Origin of the sequence: Streptomyces sp. 5K101, from assembly GCF_046506645.1 — a bacterium.
GTDB lineage: Bacteria > Actinomycetota > Actinomycetes > Streptomycetales > Streptomycetaceae > Streptomyces.
Genome location: NZ_JBKFFO010000005.1, coordinates 199244 through 222462 on the forward strand (window position 1 = coordinate 199244; position 23219 = coordinate 222462).

The 23219-nt window shown below is 71.6% G+C and carries 17 protein-coding genes; 7 read left to right on the top strand and 10 right to left on the bottom strand.

What is annotated here, in order from left to right:
• The first annotated feature begins 2 nt into the window (after positions 1-2).
• The gene (locus ACLB9X_RS11940; RefSeq protein ID WP_410360270.1) at positions 3-176 is read left to right on the top strand and encodes a hypothetical protein; all 174 of its coding nucleotides are present in this window, start codon (positions 3-5) and stop codon (positions 174-176) included.
• Between the two features lie 359 nt (positions 177-535).
• Here ACLB9X_RS11940 and ACLB9X_RS11945 read toward each other — a convergent pair whose 3' ends face one another.
• A complete protein-coding gene (locus ACLB9X_RS11945; RefSeq protein ID WP_410360271.1) occupies positions 536-1276 on the bottom strand; it encodes a YncE family protein in 741 nt (246 codons plus the stop codon).
• Between the two features lie 714 nt (positions 1277-1990).
• Between ACLB9X_RS11945 and ACLB9X_RS11950 the strand changes: the two genes are divergently transcribed.
• Positions 1991-3061, top strand: coding sequence for a tetratricopeptide repeat protein (locus ACLB9X_RS11950; protein WP_410360272.1), 1071 nt, complete (start codon positions 1991-1993; stop codon positions 3059-3061).
• Positions 3062-3626: 565 nt separating this feature from the next.
• Here the strand turns inward: ACLB9X_RS11950 and ACLB9X_RS11955 are convergent.
• The 3 genes from ACLB9X_RS11955 to ACLB9X_RS11965 form a co-directional block, all read right to left on the bottom strand.
• A complete protein-coding gene (locus ACLB9X_RS11955; RefSeq protein WP_410360273.1) occupies positions 3627-4013 on the bottom strand; it encodes a YncE family protein in 387 nt (128 codons plus the stop codon).
• A gap of 353 nt (positions 4014-4366) precedes the next feature.
• On the bottom strand, positions 4367-5482 hold the full coding sequence (locus ACLB9X_RS11960; protein ID WP_410360274.1) for a S8 family peptidase: 1116 nt from the start codon (positions 5480-5482) through the stop codon (positions 4367-4369).
• A gap of 47 nt (positions 5483-5529) precedes the next feature.
• Complete coding sequence (locus ACLB9X_RS11965) at positions 5530-8763, bottom strand: M36 family metallopeptidase (RefSeq protein WP_410360275.1); 3234 nt, start codon at positions 8761-8763, stop codon at positions 5530-5532.
• A 101-nt stretch (positions 8764-8864) separates the two neighbouring features.
• Between ACLB9X_RS11965 and ACLB9X_RS11970 the strand changes: the two genes are divergently transcribed.
• Positions 8865-10559: a LuxR C-terminal-related transcriptional regulator gene (locus ACLB9X_RS11970; protein WP_410360276.1), complete on the top strand. Its 1695-nt coding sequence runs from the start codon at positions 8865-8867 to the stop codon at positions 10557-10559.
• Positions 10560-10625: 66 nt separating this feature from the next.
• Here the strand turns inward: ACLB9X_RS11970 and ACLB9X_RS11975 are convergent, their stop codons facing one another.
• The 6 genes from ACLB9X_RS11975 to ACLB9X_RS12000 all read right to left on the bottom strand — a co-directional run bounded on the left by ACLB9X_RS11975 (position 10626) and on the right by ACLB9X_RS12000 (position 16417).
• The gene (locus tag ACLB9X_RS11975) at positions 10626-11186 is read right to left on the bottom strand and encodes a helix-turn-helix domain-containing protein (RefSeq protein ID WP_410360277.1); all 561 of its coding nucleotides are present in this window, start codon (positions 11184-11186) and stop codon (positions 10626-10628) included.
• A 148-nt stretch (positions 11187-11334) separates the two neighbouring features.
• Positions 11335-11745 carry a VOC family protein gene (locus tag ACLB9X_RS11980; protein ID WP_410360278.1) on the bottom strand — a complete coding sequence of 137 codons (411 nt, stop codon included), beginning with the start codon at positions 11743-11745 and terminating at the stop codon, positions 11335-11337.
• A 113-nt stretch (positions 11746-11858) separates the two neighbouring features.
• Positions 11859-12893, bottom strand: coding sequence for a LacI family DNA-binding transcriptional regulator (locus ACLB9X_RS11985; protein ID WP_410360279.1), 1035 nt, complete (start codon positions 12891-12893; stop codon positions 11859-11861).
• A 133-nt stretch (positions 12894-13026) separates the two neighbouring features.
• Complete coding sequence (locus ACLB9X_RS11990) at positions 13027-13854, bottom strand: ATP-binding cassette domain-containing protein (RefSeq protein ID WP_410360280.1); 828 nt, start codon at positions 13852-13854, stop codon at positions 13027-13029.
• A complete protein-coding gene (locus tag ACLB9X_RS11995; RefSeq protein WP_410360281.1) occupies positions 13851-14873 on the bottom strand; it encodes an ABC transporter permease in 1023 nt (340 codons plus the stop codon). The genes ACLB9X_RS11990 and ACLB9X_RS11995 overlap by 4 nt, the downstream gene beginning before the upstream one ends.
• Positions 14874-15400: 527 nt before the next feature.
• A complete protein-coding gene (locus ACLB9X_RS12000; protein WP_410360282.1) occupies positions 15401-16417 on the bottom strand; it encodes a sugar ABC transporter substrate-binding protein in 1017 nt (338 codons plus the stop codon).
• Between the two features lie 307 nt (positions 16418-16724).
• Between ACLB9X_RS12000 and ACLB9X_RS12005 the strand changes: the two genes are divergently transcribed.
• The 4 genes from ACLB9X_RS12005 to ACLB9X_RS12020 all read left to right on the top strand — a co-directional run bounded on the left by ACLB9X_RS12005 (position 16725) and on the right by ACLB9X_RS12020 (position 23202).
• A complete protein-coding gene (locus ACLB9X_RS12005; protein WP_410360283.1) occupies positions 16725-17687 on the top strand; it encodes a carbohydrate kinase family protein in 963 nt (320 codons plus the stop codon).
• Between the two features lie 285 nt (positions 17688-17972).
• Positions 17973-20552 (top strand): GH32 C-terminal domain-containing protein, encoded by a 2580-nt coding sequence (locus ACLB9X_RS12010; protein WP_410360284.1) that lies wholly within the window; start codon positions 17973-17975, stop codon positions 20550-20552.
• A gap of 324 nt (positions 20553-20876) precedes the next feature.
• A complete protein-coding gene (locus tag ACLB9X_RS12015) occupies positions 20877-21617 on the top strand; it encodes a PP2C family protein-serine/threonine phosphatase (protein ID WP_410360285.1) in 741 nt (246 codons plus the stop codon).
• Positions 21618-21918: 301 nt separating this feature from the next.
• Complete coding sequence (locus ACLB9X_RS12020; protein WP_410360531.1) at positions 21919-23202, top strand: protein kinase domain-containing protein; 1284 nt, start codon at positions 21919-21921, stop codon at positions 23200-23202.
• Positions 23203-23219: the final 17 nt, after the last annotated feature.

Consider the following 23219-nt stretch of genomic DNA (forward strand, 5'->3'; position numbering starts at 1 on the left):
GCATGATGAACATCGACAGGAACGATCTGGACGAGGTCATCGCCAAGACCTTCAACGAGGTCAAGACCGCCGTGAACACGCACAGCGAGAAGAGCATCCAGATGTACAGCAATGCTCTGCGGGCACTGGTGGAGCTGCGGCAGCAGATCCTCTCCGAGGAGCGCGTCGGCAGCTAGCCACCGTACGAAGCGCCGGTCCTCAGGCCCTGATCGTGGTCCTGAGGACCGGCGCTGTCGTGTGCGAGGCCACGCGTCCGGCAGCCGGTCGAACCGGGACGTGGACGCAGCACATCCCCTGTCAATGGCCCTGCCTGCAGCCTACGGACCGCCGCATGGCCGGTCAGCTGCTGTCTGGACCGGCCGAGCTCGCCCGCCCGGGGTCGGCGCGGCGGGTGGCGCGTCACGCGCCCGGTTGTTGACGCTGACACGCGTGACACCGTCGTGGCCCTGCCTCTGGTTGAGGTCAGGGCCACGAGTCGTGCAGAAGATGTGTTTCGGGTGATCAGTTGTCTAAGGCTGCGGGTGTCGGTGTGGGGTCATGTCCTGGCGGCCGACGTGAGTGCCTGGTTGGGGATGGCGCTCAGGCCCTCCGGGTCCGCCGGTTCTGACAGCTGGTCGGACGTGTCGTTGAACCGGCAGAAGGTGGCGGTGGAGGGCTCGTAGGTGTCGTCGCCGGCGAAGGTCGCGGTGTAGCAGGTCTCGCTGTCCTGCTTGCACGGGACCTTGCAAGTGGCCTTGCCCTTGCTGTCGGTCGTCCCGGTGCACAGCTCGACGGAGTCGGTGGTGAACTCGATCGGCTGCCCTTCCAGCGGCTCGCCCTCGGCGGTCAGCTTGGCCTTCAGAACCAGGCCCTTCCTGCCGCCGTCGCCCAGGGCGTCCACGACGTCCTTCCCCTTCCCCTTCCCTTTCTTCTTCTCCAGCCTCAGCTTCAGCTTGGTCGGGATCCGCTCCGTGACGGTGCCGATCGCCACCCCGACGGGGCCGTCGCCGACGGGGATCGTGTCAATGACGGTGTTGGTGGCCGTGTCGATCACCGACACCGTGTCATCGGCGAAGTTCGTGACATAGACACGAGAGCCATCCGGGGACACCGCCACATTGAGGGGCGTGTCACCGACGGTGATCGTGTCGACGACGGTATTGGTGGCGGCATCGATCACCGACACCGTGTCATCGTTGAGGTTGGCGACGTAGGCGAACGTTCCGTTCTGCGCGGCCGCCGGCGTGGCCACCGCGAGCGGGACGGCCAGACCGGCCAGGACGGCCAGTCCCGCCACCCAGGCCCGCACCATCACCCACCACGAACCCCGCCCCCGCGGCTTCGCGCCGTACCTCTCCGGCCCGGCGCCCCCCACACTGCGATACCCGACATGAAGACCTTCTGCAGTGCACGAAATCGACGTGCGTCCGTGCTCCGGATGAAGGCGGTGACCGACGCCCCGTCAGGGCGTCCAGAATCGCCGCAGCGTGTTGATCGCCGCAGCCGACGCTAACCGCCGCCAACGGCCCGCCAGCCCCTCACCACCCCGCCTGCGGGCCGTATGGACGACGCAGATCCCCCTTCCGGACCCGCCCCCGCCGCTCCTCACCGACCCGCCACCCGGCCGGTTGCAGACGGCTGCAGCATGCGCGGATGTTGCGCGACTCGACAGCGGCCGTCGTCCCCGGTGCCTGCCACGTGAAGAAGCGAGGCGAAGGCTGCAAGCACGTCCAAGTCCTGCATCAACGATCCCGGCCGCAGCAGCCTGACTCGGTTGTCAGGACTCCGCCGGCCTTATACATCAGAACACCGCAGCAGTCGTTTCCTGTGCGCCGGACCAGCGAATCTGCCATCCGGTTGGGGGCGGTCGACACGCGGCCGGTTGCAGCGCCAACCGCCCGAATGATTACTGAGAGTGTCAGCATGAACGGGTTGCCCGTCCAGTCACGCCGTTGCGCGGCGTGAGGAATTGGCAGTGAGGGCGGGAGCGCGCGACACTCCTGGAGAGAACATGCAGGACCTTACGATCTGCCGCGAGCTCGGTGAACGCCACGGCGAGGGCCGGCCGCTGAACAGTCTCGGCACCGCTCTGCAGCAGGTGCAGCGGTTCGACGGGGCGATAGCGGCCCACCAGCAGGACCTCGCCATCTGCCGTGAGATCGGCGAACGCCACGGCGAAGCTCTGGCGCTGGACAACCTGGGTGCCGCTCTGCAGCGGGTGGGGCGGTTCGAGGAAGCCATCGAAGCCCATCAGCAGGCCGCCGACCTTTTCACCGAGCTCGGTGACATCCACGGCGAGGGCCGGGCGCTGAACAACCTCGGTGCCGCTCTGCAGCAGATGCGACGGTTCGACGAAGCCATCACCGCCCACCAGCAGGCCGCCGACCGCTTCACCGAGCTCGGCGACATCTACCGAGAAGGTCAGGCGCTGAACAACCTCGGTGTCGCCCTGCAACAGGTGCGACGGTTCGACGGGGCAATAGTGGCCCACCAGCAGGCCGCGAACCACTTCACCAAACTCAGTGACCACGACGGCGAGGGTCAGGCGCTGAACAACCTCGGTGCCGCTCTGCAGCAGATGCGACGGTTCGAGGAAGCCATCGAAGCCCACCAATTCGCCGCCGACCGCTTCAGCGAACTCGGTGACACCCACCGAGAAGGTCAGGCGCTCAACAACCTCGGCGCCGCTCTGCAGCAGATGCGACGGTTCGACGAAGCCATCACCGCCCACCAGCAGGCCGCCGACCGCTTCACCGAACTTGGCGACACCCACGGCGAGGGTCAGGCGCTGAACAACCTGGGTGCCGCTCTGCAGCAGATGCGACGGTTCGCCGAGGCCACCGACGCCCACCAGCAGGCCGCCGCCCGCTTCAGCGAGCTCGGCGATGGCCGGAGCCGGGTCGTGAAACGCCAGGAGTCTCGGGGCCTATGGCGGGCGCTCACGGGCAGGAGTCGTAAGGAACGGCCACGCCCCCCTGCCGCAGAGGCCCGCAAGCCTGCGGAACTCGCTCCAACGCCGTACGTGCCTGCGCTCCCTCCCGCAGCCGAGGTGCCGTCAGCGTGCGGAACCGCCGTCGACTGAACCAGCAGCGGCACACCGCCGGAAGAGCATTCTCGACTCGGCCACGCGCACGGCCCCATCCGCAGCCGTACGCAGACGGTACGCGCCGTCGTGGCCCTGCCTCTGGTTGAGTCAGGGCCACGAGTCGTGCAGGCGATGTGTCGGGTGATCAGTCGCCCGGCCGCGGGCGGCGGTGTGGGGTCATGTCCTGCGGCCGGCGTACGGACCTGACTGGGGATGGCGCTCAGGCCCTCGGGACCTGCCAGTTCTGACAGCTCGCCGGACGTGTCGTTGAACCTGCAGAAGGTGGCCGTGGACGGCTCATAGGTGTCGTCGCCGGCGAAGGTGGCGGTGTAGCAGGTCTCGTCGGCCTGCTCGCGGGGGACCTTGCAGGTGGCCTTGCCCTTGCTGTCGGTCGTGTCGGTGCACAGCTCGACGGAGTCGGTGGTGAACTCGATCGGCTGCCCTTCCAGCGGCTCCCTCTCCGCGGACAGCTTGGCCTTCAGAACCAGGCCCTTCCTGCCCCCGTCGCCCAGGGCGTCCACCACGTCCTTCCCCTTGCCCTTCTTCTTCTCCAGTTTCAGGGTCAGCTTGGTCGGGGTCCGGTCCGAGGAGGTGACGGTCCGGATCGCCACCCCGAGCGGGCGACGCCCACGGTCACGGTGTCGATGACGGTGTTGGTGGCGGTGTCGATCACCGACACGGTGTCGTCGAAGAAGTTGGCGACGTAGACGCGGGAGCCGTCCGGGGTCACCGCCACCCCGACGGGGCCGGTGCCGACGGTGATGGTGTCGATCACGGTGTTGGTGACGGTGTCGATCACCGACACGCTGTCCGCGGCTTCGTTGGCGACGTAAGCGAACGTTCCGTCCTGCGCGGCCGCGTGCGTCGCCACAGCGAGCGGCACGGCCAGACCCGCCAGCACCGCCAGACCCGCCACCCAGGCCCGCACCAGCACCCACCACGACCCCAAGCCCCCGCGACTTCGCCCCCCGCTCCTCGGCTCCGAAGCCCCCGAACCGCGATACCCGACATGAAGACCTTCTGCAGTGCACGAAACCGACATGCGCCCCGTGCTCCGGATGAAGGCGGCGACCGACGCCCCATCAGGGCGTCCGAAATCACCGCGGTGCTGATGATCGCCGCAGCCGACGCTAAGTGCCGTCATCAGCCCACAGCACTCACCACCCCGACCGCAGGCCGTATGGACGACTCGGATCCCCCTTCCGGACCCGCCGTCCTCCGCCGCTCCTCGCGCATGGGTGAGGCGGCCACCCGGGTGCTCCCGGAATGGCCGCCTCATGTCGTGCGATGGGGAGGGACCGGTCAGTCCCGCTCCCCCCTGTCGCCCTTACGGCCCTTGCCCGTGGTCGCCGCGCCGGGGAACTTCACAGCGGCGGCGGCGTCCACGATGCCCCAGCCGTAGACCGGTGAGTAGAGGCCCGTCAGGCCGGTGACCGGCTGGCGGGCCGTGTCGAGCAGTGCGTCCTCGACGTTGGCCAGCGTCCGGCCCTGGGCGAAGAGCAGGGCGGCGACGCCCGCCACGTGGGGTGTGGCCATGGACGTGCCGGCGTAGTAGTCGTAGTCCTTCTGGCCGCAGGACACGGCTCCGGTGCCGACCGGCACGGTGGAGACGATGTCGTCCTTGCAGGAGATCAGCCCCGCGCCGCCGGGAGCGGCGACGGCCTTGAGGTCGGCCTTGTTCGGCAGTTCGGAGAACCAGCTCTTCAGCTCGTTGCGGTCGGTCGAGGCGACGCAGATGGCGCCGGGCTCCCATGCCGGGGTGTTGCAGGCGGGGGTGGCGGAGTTCCCGGCGGCGGCGATGACCGAGGTGCCCTTCGCGTTGGCGTACGCGATCGCTTCGGTCACCGACGACTCCAGGCCGGTGAGGGTGATGACCTGGGTACCCGCGAGGCCGCCGAGGCTCATGTTGATCACGTCGGCGCCGTGGTCCGCCGACCACCGTATGCCGGCGGCTATGTCCTCGAAGGTGCCGCTGCCCTCCTCGAGCACCTTGACCGGCATGATCCTGGCGTTCGGCGCGACCCCGGCGACGCCGGTGCCGTTGTTCGCGACGGCGGCCACGATGCCGGCGACATGGGTGCCGTGCTCGTCGCCGTTGTTCTCGCCGTCCGGACCGCGGAAGTCGCCGTTCCCGCACGGCTGTCCCGACGTGGCGCAGCCGGTGAACGTGGCTCCGGGCACCAGGTTGGCCTTGAGGTCGGGGTGGGTCAGGTCCACCCCGGTGTCGACGACCGCGACGACGGCTCCCCGGCCGGTGCTGGTGCCCCACGCCTGCTCGGCGTGGACCTGGGTCAGGCCCCACTGGTCGCCCCTCAGCGGGTCGTTGGTGGTGGCGTGCGCGAGGCCGGCCGATGTGCTCAGCAGCGCGGCGGCGGTGACGAGCGACGCGGACATGGCAAGTTTAGTGGTGCGGTGCATGTGTTCCTCCCCTGGATTCCCTGGACGATGTTCTGCAGCAGCGGTGCTCAGCCGGCCTGGCGGGCGGTGAGGGTGAACGTGTAGTCGGTGCCGTACAGGTAGAGCAGCCCGACGTAGGCCGCGCCCGGGGCGATCACCATCTGCTGGCCCGGAGTCGCGAAGTCGCCCGTGATCGGCTTGCACGCCGAGTCGTAGAAGAACATCTGCAGCTCGCCGAGTTGGTCCTCCGGCGCGGTGTACGACGCCACGTGCAGTCCGTCGCCCCAGCCGTCCGGCAGCTTGGTGATCCACGCGTCGGCGCCCTGGGCGGCCGGCGGTTCACCGCAGGCGGCCTGCCAGGAGGCCACGGTCACGCCGGGACGGTAGGGCTCGATACCGGGCAGGTACCACAGTCCCTGCGGGGCACCGGCCTGGATCGTTCCGGACTCGCTGACCGGCTCGTCCGGGGTGAACGGCAGCGGCTCGACGCCGGAGGCGTCGCCGAACACCTGGAGTTCGGACAGCACGCCGTACGTCTTCGTCTCGCCCTGGACGGAGTCGATGAAGACCCGGACGTGGCTCGCGGTGACGGGGGTGTCCAGCTTCAGGGTCTGGATCAGCATGTCCGGGGCCGCGGGCCGCGGGGCCTGGGCGCCGAACGTGCCAGCCTTGACCGTCTTCCACAGGACTCCGTCGGTCGACGTCTGGACCGTGAAGTCCTTGGTGACGTTGAACCGTCCGGCCGTCGTCGGCTTGAGCGTGCTGACCGCGATGCGGGAAACCTCCGCCGCCTTGGCCAGCTTCACCTCGGCGACCTGGTGCGCGCCCGCGTTGTACGGCTTGCCGAGGTCCTCGGTCTTCCACGCGGTCGCCTCGGTGTCGTCGATCAGGAAGCTCGCGGGAAGGCCGTCGTCCTGGCTGGACGTCTTCACGACGGTCGCGCCGTTGTGCTTCGAGGCGAGGTTCGGCGCCAGCTGGACGGTGCGCGCGAGCGTCTTGCCCGCCCGCACACTAAGGCCCCGGAACTTCTGGATGCCGAAGCCGCGCGCCTGCACGGTCATCGTGTAGGTGCCGTCGACCATCGGCGCCGACACGACACCACCCGTGCCCGTCGTGCCGAGCGGCGTCACCCGGGCCTCGAACTCACCAATGATGACCCGGGCGTCGCCGATGGGCTCGCCGGTGGCGGAGTTCACCAGCTTGACGGCGAGCATGCCGTTGCGCGATGGGGCCGCGTGGTCGAAGCCCGGCTTCGGGTCGGTGTCGTCGGGTCCTTCTGTCGCGGCCGACAGGCCCGCGCCGCGGCGGGCGAACACGGTCCAGATCGCGTCGGTGTTGTCGCCGTGGAACCGCAGCGTGTCCGCGTCGAGGATGGCGTCGCGCATGTCGAGGAACGACGGCGACGGCGGGGACAGCGGCATGGCGTCGGTCACGAGGTGCTCGGCGATGTCGCTGCCCGCCTTGGTGCCGTACCGGTCGACGAGGGCACGGCGCAGGTCCCAGAGCATGGCGGTCCAGATCTCGCCGTCCGCGTGGACCTCGGGACCCGTGATGTCGTAGCCGTAGTCGCCGTACGTCAGCGGGCTCTTGTCGTACGCCCAGTTGCGGATGCCGCGCTCGGCGTTCCCCACGGCGTACTCGCCGACCACGGCCTTGTCGTAGAGGCCCTCGCGGCCGAGGTGGTTGATGGCGTACCAGTCGCCCCAGCCTTCGCCCATCGCGCCGGACTGTTCGCCGCCGAGCGAGCCGAGCCCGCCGCCGCCGACGTACCGGTTGGACAGGCCGTGGCTGTACTCGTGCTGGATGACGGTCTGGTCGAAGTTGCCGTCGGCGTACGGCCCCTCGAAGGCGTCGTTGATCGGCTCCCACAGGTACATGCTGGAGAAGGACGGGATGCCGTCGGGCAGGGTCAGCATGTTGGCGTTGTCCCGGCCGAGGTACGTCGGCGCGCCGCCGGTCGCGGCACCGGAGTGCGCGAGGCCGCTGATCGGGTCGCCGCCCTGGCCGCCCTTGCCGAAGTTGTTGACCTGGAAGTTGCCCGCAGTCTCGGTGAAGCCGAACTGGTAGTACTCGTCGTGGATCCGGTTGTGGTGGTAGAAGAGGTTGGTCACCGCGGGGTCGCGGTCCAGCACGTACGAGGGCGGCAGCGTCTGGCCCTTGGTGCGGGCCCAGTTGGCGCCGAACGCGTAGTTGAACTGTGCCGTCGGGCTCACCGGCCGGTTGTGCTCGTCGGTCGGCGCCAGGGGTGCCGTGTACTGCGCGAAGGTGTTGGCGTTGTTGCCGAGCGTGGTGGGGCCGGGCAGTCCCAGAGCGCCGGTCGGGTCGACCCAGCCGGCCGGGGACGACGCGTTCGGGCCGAAGCTCTTGATGACCGGCGCGCCGCCCTGCGCAGCGCCCGGGAAGTTCTCGTAGACCGTGCCCTCGGGCTCCAGGGGGCCTTCGTGGTGCACGAGGGAATGCCGGGCCAGTGTCTCCCCGGTCGCCGCGTCGACGACCACGTCCCACGCCTCGTCGAGGCTCTTGACGAACAGCACGCTGTAGGCCGGGCGGGCACCGCCGGGCGTCGGGAACGCGACCTTGCGGACGCGCTGCACCTGTGCGAACGGTCCGGCCGCGAACACCTGGTAGCCGGCCTGGGTCTTGCCGGTCGGCACAGGGACGAAGTCGGTCGAAGGCGACAGCGACGACACGACGGCGGCGAGCGCGTCGGCCGAGGACTTCTCGAACGCGGCGAGCAGGCCGCCGCTCCGCACCGGGTCACCGGCGTAGGACAGCACCCGGCCGTCCTCGGCCACGGTCACCGTCAGCACGCCGCCGTGCACGGCCTCGACGCCGTCGAAGGTCTGCGTGAAACTCACAACCCGTGCGCCGATGCCGGGAAGTTCGTGGTTGCGCCGTACCGTCAGCGCCTCGACGTCCGCAGCCGACAGGCCGAACAACGCGCGGTGCGCCTGCAGCCAGCCTCGCGCGATCGCGAGTGGCTCGCCGGACTGAGGTCCGGTGAGATAGCCGCCGGGCGCACGTACGGTCCGAGGTGTGCCGTATGCGGTGTTCCAGGCTATTTTCGGTGTTGTATCCCCCGCAGTGGATTCCAGCAGTGCCGCCACGGCAGCACGCTGCGCATCCGTGGGCGACAGGGGCGGCAGGTCACGCCGCACGTCGGTGGATTCCTGCGGGGCGTCACCGGCGACGGCGAGCGCCGGGCCGGGTGACTGGTCATCGGCCGCCGAGTGGGCGACCGCCGGGGTCGCGATCAGCGCTGCGGCGAGCGCTGACACGACCAGTCTTCGCGATCCGTACATGGGCACTCCTCGGTGGGAAGGGATGCCCCCGTAACCGGTCATGAAAGCCCTTGCGCAGCCCCCTGGACAATCCAAAAACTGCACCTATTCTTGCTGCAACCATGACCGAAAACGTGTCCGAGGCGCGCCCGTTCCTCCCGGGCCAGTCCCATGCGTACTTCGCCGAGAACGTGTCGCCCGCCGTCCAGGAGCAGGTCCGCAGCGCCGAGTTGGCCGGGCTCCGCGGCCGGGCCGACCTCGGTTTCGAAACGCTGCGCAGCGCGCTGTCGGAGCTGCCTCGGCTCACCGACGACGACCGCGTCGCACTGGCCGAGATGGTCTCCCTGCTCACCCGGTGGGGAGCGCCCGGCCCCGCCCCGTGGGCCGTCCTCGACCAGTTGGCCGCCGCATGCCACACGCCCCGCGCACGCGGCGCGGTGTTCCTTGCCCAGGCACGGGCCGCCCGGGGAAAGGCGATGGCAGAGTACGGCACCCGGGCCCTCTTCGAGTTCACCGCGGCGGGAGACATCGGGGGACAGGCTCTCGCGCTGAGCCGCATGTCCTTCCCCGCCGACGCCGACCTCAGCCCCGCCTACCGGCGAAGGCTCGCCCGCCGGGGCCTGACCCTCGCTCAGCAGTCCGGCGAGCCCTGGATCATCGCGCTCGTCGCCGGCATGCTCGCCGCCGGCGAGACCTACGAGGGACACGAGCGCGCGCCCGAGCGCTGGCGCCAGGCCGCCTCGCTGCTGCCGGCCGACCTCGACGCGGTCACCGGAGAGATCGCCTCGCTCAACTACCTGAACTGGGCGCTGACCTGCGTGTACGTCGGGGACTACCAGACCGCCCTGGAGGCCGTCGCCCGCGGCCGGGTGGTGGGGCGCGGGCCCTGGGTCAACAAGTTCGCCGCGGTCGAGGCGCTCGTGAGGCACCGTACGGGGCACCTGGACGCCGCGCGGGAGCAGGCCGCGCTCGCGATGACGGGCGCCGCACCCGGCATCCGCGAACTCGGCAGTGCCGTCGCCGCCGCGGTGACGTTCGAGACGGCCCGCCGCCTCCGGCACGACGACTTCGAGTCGGTCGTCGAGGTGGCGTATGCGACGTCGCCTCCGTGCGGCGCGAGCGCGGCGGCGACCCTCGCCCACATACGGCATGCCCGCCGCGAGCCGCGCCCGGCGCGCGGGCTGCCCCGCATCCTGCGGAAGGCACGCGAGGCCGAGCACCACTTCGGCTGGGAGGACGCGCTGCTCGCGCTGACCGAGATCGCACCGGACGCGGCACGGGACGAGGCCGCCGCCATGTCCCGGTTCTGGTCGCCCTATCCGCGCGCCGCCGCCATCCGGTCGGTCGTCGAGGGACACCTCGCCGGCAGACGCGGCTGGGCCGCTCTGATCGAGGGTGCGGACGCGCTCGCCGACATGGGCGAGCCGATCACCGCGGGCCGCGCCTACCACGCGGCCGCGAAGGTGGCGCCCTCTCCGGCCGAGCGGACCCGTGCCCGTGACCGCGCCGCCGAACTCCTCACCTCGGCGGGCGCCGAACGCTCCCTCGCCGCACTCGCCCGCGACCGCTCCCTGCACCACGGCCTGCTGCACGTACCGGAAAGCCAGCGCCACCATGTGAACGCCGGGCTCACCCCGCGCGAGCGGGACGTCGCACTGCTCGCGGCCCAGGGGTTCACCGCGGTGGAGATCGCCGACCGGCTGGGCATCACCGCCGGCACCGCACGCAATTACGTCATGAACGTGCGCCGGAAATTCGGGTCGATACCCAAGCGGCGCCTGGCGCTGGTGCTCGGCATCGTCGGCGAACTCGACTGAACTCGGCCTGCCCTTGGGACGGGGGGCGCGGCTGTGCCGGTCATCGGCCGGTCGGCCCTGGGGCCGTCACGCTGGTTGGGGCTCGGCCGCGAGCGCTGGATTCGGCTGGGCCGTCGGCGCAGGGTTTCGCTGGGCCGTCGGCGCAGAGTTTCGCTCGGCGGTCGGCGTCGGGGGCGGATCGGCTATCGGCGTTCGTGGGATGCTGACCGGTCTGGTCACCCGCTGGGCCACGCACGCCGGCATCCCCGCCGCGGACCCCGCCGCCCGCCGCCGGTAGGTGCTGGGCGGCATGCCGACCAGCTCGGTGAAACGACTGCTGAAGGTGCCCAGCGACGAGCAGCCGACCGCGAAGCAGACCTCGGTGACGCTGAGGTCGCCACGGCGCAGCAGCGCCATCGCGCGCTCGATGCGACGCGTCATCAGATACGCGTACGGGGACTCGCCGTACGCGAGCCGGAACTGGCGGCCGAGGTGCCCGGCCGACATGTGCGCGCCGCGCGCGAGCGCCTCGACGTTCAGCGGCCGGGTGTACTCCCGGTCGATCCGGTCGCGCACGCGCCGCAGGCGCGCGAGGTCGGTCAGGTGCTGCGCCGTGGCACGTGCGCGCGCCCAGGCGGGATGACACATGAGCGGACTCCTTCGATCGCCGTACGCGCCACGGACGGTCCGAGGTGCGCGGTCCGGGCTGTGCGGTCCGAGCAGATGCTCGGCGTCGGTGAGAGCTGCCGGCCGTGGTCGGCTCGTCGGGGACATGGACGGTGCCCGCCCGAACGGGTCAGCGCAGTTCCTGGATGCGGATCAGGTTGCCCGCGGGATCGCGGAAGGCGCAGTCGCGGATGCCGTACGGCTGCTCGGTCGGCTCCTGGACGACCTCGGCGTCGGCGGACTGCAGCGTCTGGAAGGTGCCGTCGAGGTCCCGGGTGGCCAGCAGGATCCAGCCGTAGGTGCCCTTGGCCATCATCTCGACGATGGTGCGGCGCTCGTCCTCGGTGATGCCGGGGTCGGCGGCCGGCGGCGCCAGGAGGATCGACGTATCGGGCCGGCCGACGGGGCCGACCGTGATCCAGCGCATCTTGCCCTGTCCGACGTCGCTGCGGACCTCGAAGCCGAGGGCGTCGCGGTAGAAGGCCAGGGAGGCGTCCGGGTCGTCGTGCGGGAGGAAGCTCGTGTGAATGCTGATGTCCATGGCCATCACGCTAACTGCGGCTCGGTGACCGGCGCTTCTCGAATCCTGATCGGTCCGGCCACGCGTTCACCCGGATGTCCCGGCGGACGCGGGCGCGGCGGGCCGGTGCGTCGCTACGGCGCGGCGACAGGCGCCGGTACCGGGAGTTCGCCCGAGCCCCGCGCCACCAGGCGGGTCGGGATCGTGACCGTACGGGCGCGGGTGCGGTCGCCGTCCAGGCGGGACAGGGCCGTCGTGGCCGCCGCGGTGCCCAGGGCGGACGGGTTCTGGGCCACCACGGTCAGGGCCGGTTCCAGCACCTCGGCGAGGGGGAGGTCGTCGAAGGTGACGAGGGCGACGTCCCGGCGGCCGCTTCGGGCCAGTTCCGCCACGACCCCGAGCGCCACGATGTTGTTCCCGGCGAACAGGGCGGTGGGCGGCTCCGGCAGCGACAGCAGGCGCGTGGTGGCCGCGGCCGCCGCGCTCTGGTCGTGGGCGCCGGTCACCAGCGTGCGGTCGTAGGCGATGCCCGCGTCGTCCAGGGCGGCGCGGTAGCCGGCGAGGCGCTCGCGCCGCGTGTAGAGCCGCGTGGGCAGGTCACCGACGAACCCGATGCGCCGGTGGCCGCGCTCGACGAGGTGCGCGACGCCCTCCTGCGCGCCGGAACGGTTCGAGCTGACCACGCAGTCGGCGGACAGCCCGACGCCCGGACGGTCGAGGAAGACGACGGGCAGGCCGGCCGTGCGCTGGGCCTTGAGGTAGGCGTGGTCGGCCCCGAACGCCGGCACCACCATCAGCACGCTGACGCGCCGCGCGAGGAACGTCTGGATCAGGGTCCGTTCGCGCTCGGGGTCGTCGGCGGACGATCCCATCAGGAGCGTCAGTCCGCGGTCCCGCACCGTGTCCTCGATCCCGCCGGCGACCGTGCCGAAGAACGGGTTGCCGAGGTCGGGGACGATCAGGCCGATGGTGGTGTCGGGGCCGCCGACGCGGATGTTGCGGGCCATCAGGTTCGGCTGGAAGCCGAGCTTCGCCACAGCGGCGAGCACGCGCTCCCTGGTCTGCGGCGAGCTCGGCCCGTCCTCGTTGAGCACCCGCGAGACCGTCTTGGCGCTGACGCCCACCTCGCGGGCCACATCGGCGAGGGTCGGGCGTCGTGTGGCGGCCATGTGTCACCGTTCCTGTGTGTGCGGCGTTCCTGTGTGCGGCGTTCCTGCGGCGTCCCGTGTGCGGCGTTCCCGGGTGTGCGGCCCGGTGGTCCCGGCAGGGCCGCCGGCCGGGACCCGCCGGCGGGTGCTGTGGTCAGTCGGCGGAGACTCCGGCCGCCTTGGCGGCGTCCGTGTCCGCCACGACAGTACCGCCGCCCGCCCGCACACTCAGTGCCCCCGTCATGATGGCGACGACCTCGGCCATCGAGTAGTCGGACGGCTTGATGAGCGCCTCGCGCCGGCCCAGCCGGTGGACGTGGATGCGGTCGGCGATCTCGAAGACGTGCGGCATGTTGTGGCTGATCAGGACCACGGGCAGACCCTTGTCGCGGACCCTGCGGATCAGGTCGAGGACCTGTCCGGACTCCTTGACGCCCAGCGCGGCCGTCGGCTCGTCCATCACGACGACGCTCCTGGCCCAGGCCACCGCCCGGGCGACCGCCACGGCCTGGCGCTGGCCGCCGGAGAGCGTCTCCACCGGCTGGGTCAGCGACCGCAGACCGATCTTGAGGTCGGCCATGTGCGCCGCGGCCTCCTGCCGCATCCGCTTCTTGTCGAGCATGCGCAGCGCGCTGCCGAGGAGTCCGGGCCGGCGCAGCTCGCGCCCGAGGAACATGTTGGAGGCGATGTCCATCGACGCGGCGACCGCGAGGTCCTGGTAGACGGTCTCGATGCCGTGCTGCCGGGCGCTCTGCGGGCCGGTGAACCGGATGGGCTCACCGTTCAGCCGTATCTCCCCCTCGTCCGGGACGAGCGCGCCGGTGAGCGCCTTGATCAGGCTCGTCTTGCCGGCGCCGTTGTCGCCGATGACGGCGAGGACCTCGCCGGGCATCAGGTCGAAGTCGGCGCCGTCGATGGCGGTGACATGGCCGTACCGCTTGACCAGGCCACGGGCCTGGAGCACGGGGGTGGTCGTGGTCATCGGGCCTTCTTCCGGGAGATCTGGTCGACGGTCACGGCCAGGATCACCAGCGCGCCGGTGATCAGGGTCTGGTAGATCGAGGCGACGCCCATCAGCTGGAGGCCGTTGCGGAACACACCGACGATGAGGACGCCGATGAAGGTGCCGAGGACCGCGCCGCGCCCGCCGAAGAGGCTGGTGCCGCCGAGGACGACGGCGGTGATGCTGTCCAGGTTGTCGGTCTGGCCGGCCTGCGGGTCGCCGACGCCGGTGCGGGAGATCAGCAGCAGGGCGGCGATCCCGTAGACGAGCCCGGCCAGGGTGTAGATGCCGATGGTCAGCCGGGAGGTGCGGATGCCGTTGAGCCGGGCGGCCTCGGGGCTGTTGCCGAGCGCGTACACGTGCCGGCCCCAGGACGTGCTGCTCAGCGCGTAGGCGAACAGCAGGAACAGGGCGATGGTCACGAGCGAGCCGTACGTGATGTCGGTGTTCCCCAGCGGGAACGTCTCGCCGAGCGCGGTGAGCGGGGCAGGCAGGTCGGTGACCGTCTGCTCGGCCGAGTAGATGTGGGTCAGGGCGAACGCCACGTTGAGCATGCCGAGGGTGACGATGAAGGGCGGCAGCGGGATCAGTTGCACCAGCAGGCCGTTGACCAGGCCGAAGCCTCCGCAGACGACGAGGCCGAGGGCGATGGCGGCGAGCGGGGAGAGCGAGCCCTCCGCGGCCGTCTTGGCGATGACGATGCTGCCGAACGCCATCACGGCGCCGCACGAGAGGTCGATGCCGGCCGTCAGGATGATCAGGGTCTGGCCGATGGCGAGCGTGCCCACGACCATGACCTGCTGAACGATCAGGGAGAAGTTGCCGCCGGTGAGGAACTGCTCGGTGGAGAGGGAGAAGAAGAGGCAGGCCAGCACGAGCGCCGCGAGAGGCCCGGCGGTGGGCGCCGTGAGCACCCTGCGGACGGCGGTCGGCCCCTTGAGCTGGGCGTAGGGGGCGGGTGTGGGCGTGGGCGGGGTGGCGGTGGATGTGGCAGCCATCGTGATCCTTGCCGGTGGGTGGGTACGGGGGCGGGGCGGGCCGGGGGCGGGCGCTCCCGGGCTCTTCGCGCCGGGCGGGTGCGTGGGCTCGTCCGAGCGGGTCGGCCCCGCCGGGGGGTCGGCCGGATCCGGGCCGTCCCGCCCGCCAGGGGCTGCCGGACCGCAGCCCCCCGGCCGCCTCGACGGCCCGGTGGGGCCGAGGTCGGGCGAGGTCCGGGCCACCGGACCGAGTAGGTCGGCGGTCCGGCCGGGGCCAAGGTCCCGGCCGCCTCGACGACCCGGGTGGGGTCGAGGTCCGGCCGAGGTCCGCGGGTCCGGCCGGCTCCGGCCGCCCGGGCCGGTATCGATCCGGAGGCACTCCGGCCGGGATCGGCCAGCCGCCCGGTCCGGCGGCCAGGCGCGGGTCCGGCTGTGGTCCGGACCCGGCGGTCCGGCCGGGGCCAAGTTCCGGGCCGACAGCCCGGCCCGGGCCGGCGGACGCCCCGTCCGCGGCCGGTGGCCCGGGCCCGTGGCCGGGGGCCCTGGGGCTAGCCCCAGCAGTTCTCCAGGCCGAACGCCGTGTCCTTCGCGTCGACGCCCGCCTGCGGCCGGTCCGTCACGAGCGTGACCCCGGTGTCGGTGTAACCCGACGCCTTCTTCCCGTCCTCGGCGAAGGCCGCCACCGCCTCGACGCCCTGGGCCGCCATCTTCAGCGGGTACTGCTGCGACGTCGCCGCGATCTTCCCCTCCGTGACCGCCCGCGTTCCCGTGCAGCCACCGTCGACGGAGAGGACCAGCACCTTCTTCTCCAGTCCCTTGGCCTTCAGCGCCGTGTACGCGCCGAGTGCGGCCGGCTCGTTGATCGTGTAGACGACGTTGATGTCGGGCGCCTTCTGCAGGCAGTTCTCCATGGCCGTCTGGCCCTTGGCCTGGTCACCGCCGGTGTCCTGGGCGCACACGACGGCCGGGTCGCCCTCGGCGACGCCGAAGCCCTTGAGGAAGCCGTTGTGGCGCTGCACGCCCACGGCCACGCCCGGCGCCAGGTCCAGCATCGCGATCTTCGCCGGCTTGCCGGCCATCGCCGCCTTGGCGTACGCGCCGATCAGCTCGCCGGCCTTGACGTTGTCGGTGGCGAACAGGGCGTCCGTGGCGTCCTGCGGCTCCGTCGGGCTGTCCAGCGCGATCACCAGGATGCCCTTCGCGCGGGCCTTCTCCAGCGCGGGGACGATCGCCTTCGAGTCGTTCGGCGTGATGAGGATGCCCTTCACGCCGGAGGCCACCATATTCTCGACGGCGGTGACCTGGCCCGCGTTGTCCCCGTCGAACTTGCCCGCCGCGCTCACCAGTTCGACGCCGTTCTTCTTCGCCGCCTGCTCCGCGCCCTCCTTCATCTTCACGAAGAACGGGTTGGTGTCCGTCTTGGTGATCAGACCCACCTTCACCTGACCGCCGCCTCCGCCCTGGGCGCCGGAACCGGAGCCACAGGCCGTCAGGGACAGGGCCGCGACGGCGGCGCAGGCGGTCACTCGGGCGAGACCGGGAACGGTGCGAGTGCTGCGGGACATGGGACGACTCCCTGCGGGTTCGGGCGAGCGCGGCCGCAAACCCGGTGACGAGGGCGCGGCGAGCTGCGGTGCTGCAGAGCCCGGTGGGCTCCGGAGAGGAGGTACGAACGCGGTTGCCGGGCGGTGTCATCGCTGACTTATGTCATCGTTGACACCGCCTGCCGAGGATGATGGACTCCGCTTCCCGGCAACGTCAATGCCTTGGGACCGTCACGAATCGGCAACGCACCCCAGCGGTGCGCACGCCCCGCCCGCCCGAGCCGCGCGGCCCGTCCCACACCGCAGACCCCCGAAGAGAGAAGCAGCCATGCGCCCGCAGCAGGTCACTGTCCTGGGTGAATGCGTCGCCGACGCCTTCACCTCGCCCCCGCCCGCCCCGGCCGAGCTCTCCCTGCGCGTCCTCCCGGGCGGCGGCCCCGCGAACACGGCCGTCGCCCTCGCCCGCCTCGGCACACCGGCGCGTTTCCTCACCCGGCTCTCCGAGGACGTCTTCGGCCGCCTCTTCCGCGCCCACCTGGAGGCATCCGGCGTCGACCTGTCCGGCGCGGTGCGGGCGGCCGAGCCCAGCACCCTGGCGGTCGCCGAACTGGACGACTCGGGCCAGGCGGCGTACTCCTTCCACGCCGAGGGCACCGCCGACTGGCAGTGGACGCGCGCCGAGCTGGCGGCGGCCGGCCCGGACGACGACGCCTGCCTGCACTCCGGCTCCCTGGCGCTGGTGCGCGATCCGGGCGCGCCCGCGGTCGAGGAGTTCCTGGCCCGGGCGGCCGCGACCGCGACCGTCTCGATCGACCCCAACGTACGGCCGCTGCTGGTCGGTCCGGACGTGTACCGGCAGCGGCTGCCCCGCTGGTGCGCGGTCGCGGACATCCTGCGGCTCAGCGAGGAGGACCTGGAGCTGCTGCTGCCGGGCACGGCTCCCGAACGCGCCTGCGACACCTGGCACGCGGCCGGCGTACGGCTGGTCGTCGTGACCCGCGGCTCGCGGGGCGCCCTGGCGTCGCTTGACGGGGAGCGGGTCGCGGTGCCGGCTCCCGCCACGCGGGTGGTCGACACCGTGGGCGCGGGCGACTCGTTCACGGCGGGGTTCCTCCACCGCCTCGGCTCCCGGGGGCTGCTCGGGGGACGGCTCGACGGCCTGGGCGTCGACGACGTCGCGGACGCGTGCGCGTTCGGCGTCCGGGTCGCCGCTCTGACCTGCGCGGTCGCGGGTCCCAATCCGCCGTGGGGCCACCAGCTGACGCCCGTCGCCGCGGCCGCGTCCGAGTGAACGCGTATACGGTCCGGGACGGTTGGCCGGCCCTGTCCCGGCCGGTACGCGCCGGCTCAATTCCGTCCGGACCGTTGACTCACGCCTGACGGCGTGCCCATCATCTGGCCCAGCCGATGTCATCGCTGACATATGTCAGCGATGACACCCTTGTTGACGGACCGTTGCCATCCCGGTCCGGCAACGGGATCCCCGACTCGGCGGGCCGTCCCGCACCGCGGCGTACCCCACCGCCTCGCATCGCGGCGCTCCGTGCTCCGGACGGTCCGCACCACAGGAGACACCATGAGCTCTGGACGTGTTGTCCGGCGTGCCCCCGTGCGGCTGCTCGCCGCCGTGGCCACCGTTTGTACCCTGACCTCGACCGCCGTCGCGCCGCAGTCCTTCGCCGCCGACCGCCCGCCGTTCACCGAGGCCCACCGGCCCCAGTTCCACTTCAGCCCCGCGAAGAACTGGATGAACGACCCCAACGGGCTGGTGTACTTCAAGGGCGAGTACCACCTCTTGTACCAGTACAACCCGAGCGGCAACACCTGGGGCAACATGTCCTGGGGCCATGCCGTCAGCAAGGACCTGGTGCACTGGGAGGAGCTTCCGCTCGCCATCCCGCACGACGACGAGGAGATGGTCTTCTCCGGCAGCGCCGTCGTCGACCGGGACAACACCTCGGGCTTCGGCACCCGGGAGAACCCGGCCATGGTCGCCGTGTACACCAGCGCCTACAAGGAGGGCGGCAAGCAGGCCCAGTCGCTGGCGTACAGCACCGACCGCGGCCGCACCTGGACGAAGTACGCGGGGAACCCGGTGCTGGACATCGGGTCGAAGGAGTTCCGCGACCCCAAGGTCCAGTGGCACGCGCCCACCAGGAGCTGGCTGATGACCGTGTCCCTGTCCACCGAGCACAAGGTGCGGTTCTACTCCTCCAAGGATCTCAAGCACTGGACGCACCTCAGCGACTTCGGCCCGCAGGGCGCGGTGGGCGGCGTGTGGGAGTGCCCGGATTTGTTCCCGCTGCCCGTCGACGGCGACCCGGACCGGATCAAGTGGGTCCTCGTCGTCAACATCAACCCCGGTGGCATCGCCGGCGGTTCGGCCGCGCAGTACTTCGTGGGCGACTTCGACGGCAAGCGCTTCGTCCCCGACGACGACGGCTCCTACACGCCGCCGGCCGGCCTGGTGATGCAGGACTTCGAGCGGTCCGACTACGGCTCGAATCAGGGCAGGTGGGAGACGACGGGTACGGCGTTCGGAGACGGGCCCGCGAAGCTGCCGGCGGACGGGCCGCCGGGCGTCACGGGCGTCGAGGGCAGGGGTTACGTCGACAGTTTCCACGGCGACGACGCCGCCACCGGCACGCTCACCTCCCCGGCGTTCACCGTGACCAGCCCGTACGTCAACTTCAAGGTGGGCGGCGGCCGTCATCCGCACGACCCGGCCGCCGTTCTGACCGACGGGCCGGTCCCGCCGCCCGCCGGGACCGTCCTCGCCGACTTCGAGGGCGAGGGCTACGGGGACTGGACCGCGACGGGTGAGGCGTTCGGCGACGGCCCGGCCGCCGGCACGCTGCCCGGCCAGCACCCGGTGTCCGGCCATCTCGGCGGCGGGCTGGTGAACACGTTCCTGCGGGGCGACGCGACCACCGGCACGCTCACCTCCCCCGACTTCACGATCGACAAGGACTACGTCAACTTCCTGATCGGCGGCGGCCGGCACCCCTCCGCCACCGACGCACCGACCGCGGTGCGCCTGATCGTCGACGGCAAGGTCGTGCGCAGTGCGACCGGAAAGGACTCCGAGGCGCTCAACTGGGCGTCGTGGGACGTGCGGGAGCTGGCCGGCCGGACGGCGCGCATCGAGATCGTGGACGCCAACACCGGCGGCTGGGGCCACATCAATGTCGACCACATCATGCTCTCGGACACCAGGGCCCGGCCCCGCTCGACCGAGACCTCCGTCAATCTGCTCGTGGACGGGAAGGTCGTGCAGAGCGTCACCGGCTCCGACAGCGGCGCGCTGGACTGGGCGTCGTTCGACCTGCGGGCCCACATCGGGAAGCCGGCGCGGATCCAGCTCGTCGACATGAACACCGCCGGGTGGGGGCACCTCATCGCCGACCGGTTCGTCGCCGCCGACGAGCCCGCCGTGTCCTCGGTGCGGCGGGCGCAGTGGGTCGACCACGGGAAGGACTACTACGCGGCCGTGTCGTGGGAGGGCGCGCCGGACGGCAGGCGCCACATGATCGGCTGGATGAACAACTGGCAGTACGGCAACCACATCCCCACCTCGCCGTGGCGCAGTGCGCAGAGCATCCCCCGCGAGATGGCGCTGCGCACGGTCGACGGAAGGATCCGGCTGACCCAGCGGCCGGTGCGGACGGTCGCCTCCCTGCGCGAAGGGCCCGCGGTGACCGCGCAGGGCGTGCAGGTCGCCGACGGCTCGGCACCGCTGGCCGGGGGGCGTGCCGACGGCAAGGCGCTGGACATCGACGCCACGTTCTCCCTGCGGGACGCCGACCGGTTCGGCCTCAAGGTCCGCACCGGTCCCGGCGGCCAGGAGACCGTGATCGGCTACGACGCCGGGACGCAGGAACTGTACGTCGACCGCACCAGGTCCGGCGCGGTCGACTTCAGCGACGACTTCCCCGGCGTCCAGCGCGCACCGCTGAAGGCCAGGGACGGCAAGGTCAGGCTGCGCATCCTCGTCGACTGGTCCTCGGTGGAGGTGTTCGGCGGCCGGGGCGAGGCGGTCATCACGGACCAGATCTTCCCGGACGCCGCGGGCGACGGCGTGGAACTCTTCGCGGAGGGCGGCTCGGTCCGGCTGGACACGGCGACGGTGCACCACCTGGGGTCGTACCGGCGGTGACCTGAGCGGACGACGCGCTGTGCCGCGCGCGACAGCGGCGCGGCGCGTCGTCCGGGGCAGGGGCTCGAAGGTCACGGCGCCTCTTTCACGAAGGGATACGCCAACGATATCGAGCGTATGTTCGCCAGAAAACAATGGAATTCGTGACAAATATGCACGACAACCTACGTGAAAGTGGCCGAGCCACGCCCCGTGGCGTGCGCCGTCCGGTGGGCGGATCGGCGGCGAGGCCCGGGGCTCCCGGTGCGCGGCATGCCGCCCGGTCGTGCGGCGTGACAATGGGGTGAGGGACACGCCTTCCGTCACGGAGAGGCCGGAGCCGACATGCCGTACACAGCCGTGACCGCCCTGAGTCATGCGGGCCTGATCCGCGACCACAACGAGGACAGTCTGGTCGTCGGCCCGTGGACACTGTGCGGGACGGTCACCGAGAACCCGCAGACTCTGCTGTTCCCCCTCGGCACGCCGCTCGTCGTCGCGGTCGCCGACGGGCTCGGCGGGCAGCCCGGCGGCGAGGTGGCCAGCGCGCTGGTCGTCCGTCGCCTCGCCTCGCTCGGCCCCTCCCTGGACGGCGAGGAGGCCGTTCGTGATGCCGTGGAGCTGTGCAACCACGAGGTGTTCTCGGCGGCCGACTCCGAGCCGGAGCTGTTCACCATGGGGACCACGGTCGCCGGCGCCGTGCTGCTGGGCGAATCGCTGCTGACGTTCAACGTCGGCGACAGCAAGGTGTACGACGCGACGGGCGACGGGCTGCGCCAGATGAGCGTCGACGACAGCCCGCCGCCTCCACCGGGCCGGCGCACCACGTCGATGGTGACCCAGACGCTCGGCGGCACCCCTGCGTTCCGCGCCGTCACGCCCCACGTCACGGCCTCCGCGCTGACCGGCGGCGACCGCTACCTGGTGTGCAGCGACGGGCTGACCGACCCGGTCCCGGACGAGACGATCGGCGACGTGCTGCGGGTGCACGACGACGGCCGGGCCGCCTTCGAGCTCTGGAAGGCCGCCATAGAAGCCGGCGGCCCCGACAACATCACGCTCGCGCTCGTCCGCGTCAGCACGTGAGTCGCCAAACAGCGTCCCGCACACGGCGATTCGTCGCTGCGGCGGCGTACCGTCCCGGCCGCCGCCCGGCAGTCTGTGAGGAACTGGCGGAGACCTTGGCCCACTTGCGCCGTTCGTGAAGGGACGGGCGCGTCCGGGGCACCCGTCCCGGCTGGCTAGGCTTGTCGTGCCCCGACTCCTTCACCGCTTCTCCTTGCGGAGGCCGAGGGCGGCTCGCGACAGGTCCGGAGTGAGGTTTTTGGTGCAGCAGGTGCTGGTGGCTGATCGATACCGGCTGGATGCCCGCATTGGGCAGGGCGGCATGGGGGAGGTCTGGCGGGGTTCCGACGAAGTGCTCGGCCGGTCCGTGGCCGTCAAGCTGCTCCTCGGGGAGCACGCCGACCCCCAGGCGGCCGCCCGGTTCCGCATGGAGGCGCAGACCGCCGCGCGGCTCAACCACCCGGGTGTCGTCTCGGTGTTCGACTTCGGGACCTGGGACGGCCGCTTCTACCTGGTGATGGAGCTGGTCGAGGGCCGTAGCCTGGCCGAGGAGCTGACCGACGGCGGCTCGCTGGCCCCGGAGCGCGTCGCGGCGGTCGCGGCGCAGGCCGCGGCGGGACTCGCGTCCGCGCACCGGCAGGGCATCGTCCACCGGGACATCAAGCCGGGCAACCTGATGTCCGACACCGAAGGCGTCGTGAAGATAGCAGACTTCGGCATCGCCCGGTTCGTCGACGACCCGTCGGCCGCGCTGACCACGACGGGCCAGATCGTCGGCACCAGCCTGTACCTCGCCCCCGAGCGGGCCCTGGGTCGTACCGCCGAGCCCGCGTCGGACGTCTACTCGCTCGGCTGTGTCCTGTACCAACTGCTCACCGGGCGACCGCCGTTCAAGGCGGACACCGCCACCGCGACGCTCTACCTGCACATCGACGCGGCACCCGTGCCGCCGCTGGAACTCGGCATCGGCCTTTCGCCCGCGTTCCAGAACTACCTGCTCGTCATGCTGGCGAAGCAGCCGGAGGACCGGCCGACAGCGGACGAAGTCGCCGCGTGGTTCGCCTCCGGCGCCTGGCAGGGACGCTCCGAGCCCATGCCCACGCCGCAGCCCGTCCAGGCCCAGCCGGTTCCGCCGCGGCCCGCCCGGCCCGCCGCCGCGGCCACGGCCGCCCCCGGTCCGATCGGTTCGGAACCCGGCCCGGCGACCACGTACATGCTGCCCGGAGCCGCCCCGGCGGCCGGCACCCGGCCCGCCCTGCGGGCCATTGCCCGACGCCGGCCGAGGGTGACCGCGCTGGTGGCGGGAGCCCTGGCCTTCGCCACCGCCCTGCTGATCGGGCTGGCGGTGTTCGCGCCCGACGACCGCCCGGCGGGCACCCCGATGACCGGCGAGCCGGGGCCCACGGTCACCGGGTCCCTCACCGGCGGCGCGGACGGAGGCGCGGACGGCACCCCCGCCGACATCCCCGCGAGCGGCGTCGCGGAGAGTCCTTCCGCCGAGCAGCCGGCCGAGCCGACGGGCGACGCCCAGAAGCCGGACGACGCCGACGACGACGCGAAGAGGGACGGCGGGAAGGACGACAAGAGGCGCGGCGAGGACGACTGACGCGCCCCCGGCGGCGG

What these genes read in the sequence shown, in the direction of transcription:
- ACLB9X_RS11940 (WP_410360270.1), top strand. Translation starts at nt 3, where the DNA reads ATGATGAACATCGACAGGAACGATCTGGACGAGGTCATCGCCAAGACC.
- ACLB9X_RS11950 (WP_410360272.1), top strand. Translation starts at nt 1,991, where the DNA reads ATGCAGGACCTTACGATCTGCCGCGAGCTCGGTGAACGCCACGGCGAG.
- ACLB9X_RS11960 (WP_410360274.1), bottom strand. Translation starts at nt 5,482, where the DNA reads ATGCACCGCACCACTAAACTTGCCATGTCCGCGTCGCTCGTCACCGCC.
- ACLB9X_RS11965 (WP_410360275.1), bottom strand. Translation starts at nt 8,763, where the DNA reads ATGTACGGATCGCGAAGACTGGTCGTGTCAGCGCTCGCCGCAGCGCTG.
- ACLB9X_RS11970 (WP_410360276.1), top strand. Translation starts at nt 8,865, where the DNA reads ATGACCGAAAACGTGTCCGAGGCGCGCCCGTTCCTCCCGGGCCAGTCC.
- ACLB9X_RS11975 (WP_410360277.1), bottom strand. Translation starts at nt 11,186, where the DNA reads ATGTGTCATCCCGCCTGGGCGCGCGCACGTGCCACGGCGCAGCACCTG.
- ACLB9X_RS11980 (WP_410360278.1), bottom strand. Translation starts at nt 11,745, where the DNA reads ATGGACATCAGCATTCACACGAGCTTCCTCCCGCACGACGACCCGGAC.
- ACLB9X_RS11985 (WP_410360279.1), bottom strand. Translation starts at nt 12,893, where the DNA reads ATGGCCGCCACACGACGCCCGACCCTCGCCGATGTGGCCCGCGAGGTG.
- ACLB9X_RS11990 (WP_410360280.1), bottom strand. Translation starts at nt 13,854, where the DNA reads ATGACCACGACCACCCCCGTGCTCCAGGCCCGTGGCCTGGTCAAGCGG.
- ACLB9X_RS11995 (WP_410360281.1), bottom strand. Translation starts at nt 14,873, where the DNA reads ATGGCTGCCACATCCACCGCCACCCCGCCCACGCCCACACCCGCCCCC.
- ACLB9X_RS12000 (WP_410360282.1), bottom strand. Translation starts at nt 16,417, where the DNA reads ATGTCCCGCAGCACTCGCACCGTTCCCGGTCTCGCCCGAGTGACCGCC.
- ACLB9X_RS12005 (WP_410360283.1), top strand. Translation starts at nt 16,725, where the DNA reads ATGCGCCCGCAGCAGGTCACTGTCCTGGGTGAATGCGTCGCCGACGCC.
- ACLB9X_RS12010 (WP_410360284.1), top strand. Translation starts at nt 17,973, where the DNA reads ATGAGCTCTGGACGTGTTGTCCGGCGTGCCCCCGTGCGGCTGCTCGCC.
- ACLB9X_RS12015 (WP_410360285.1), top strand. Translation starts at nt 20,877, where the DNA reads ATGCCGTACACAGCCGTGACCGCCCTGAGTCATGCGGGCCTGATCCGC.
- ACLB9X_RS12020 (WP_410360531.1), top strand. Translation starts at nt 21,919, where the DNA reads ATGGGGGAGGTCTGGCGGGGTTCCGACGAAGTGCTCGGCCGGTCCGTG.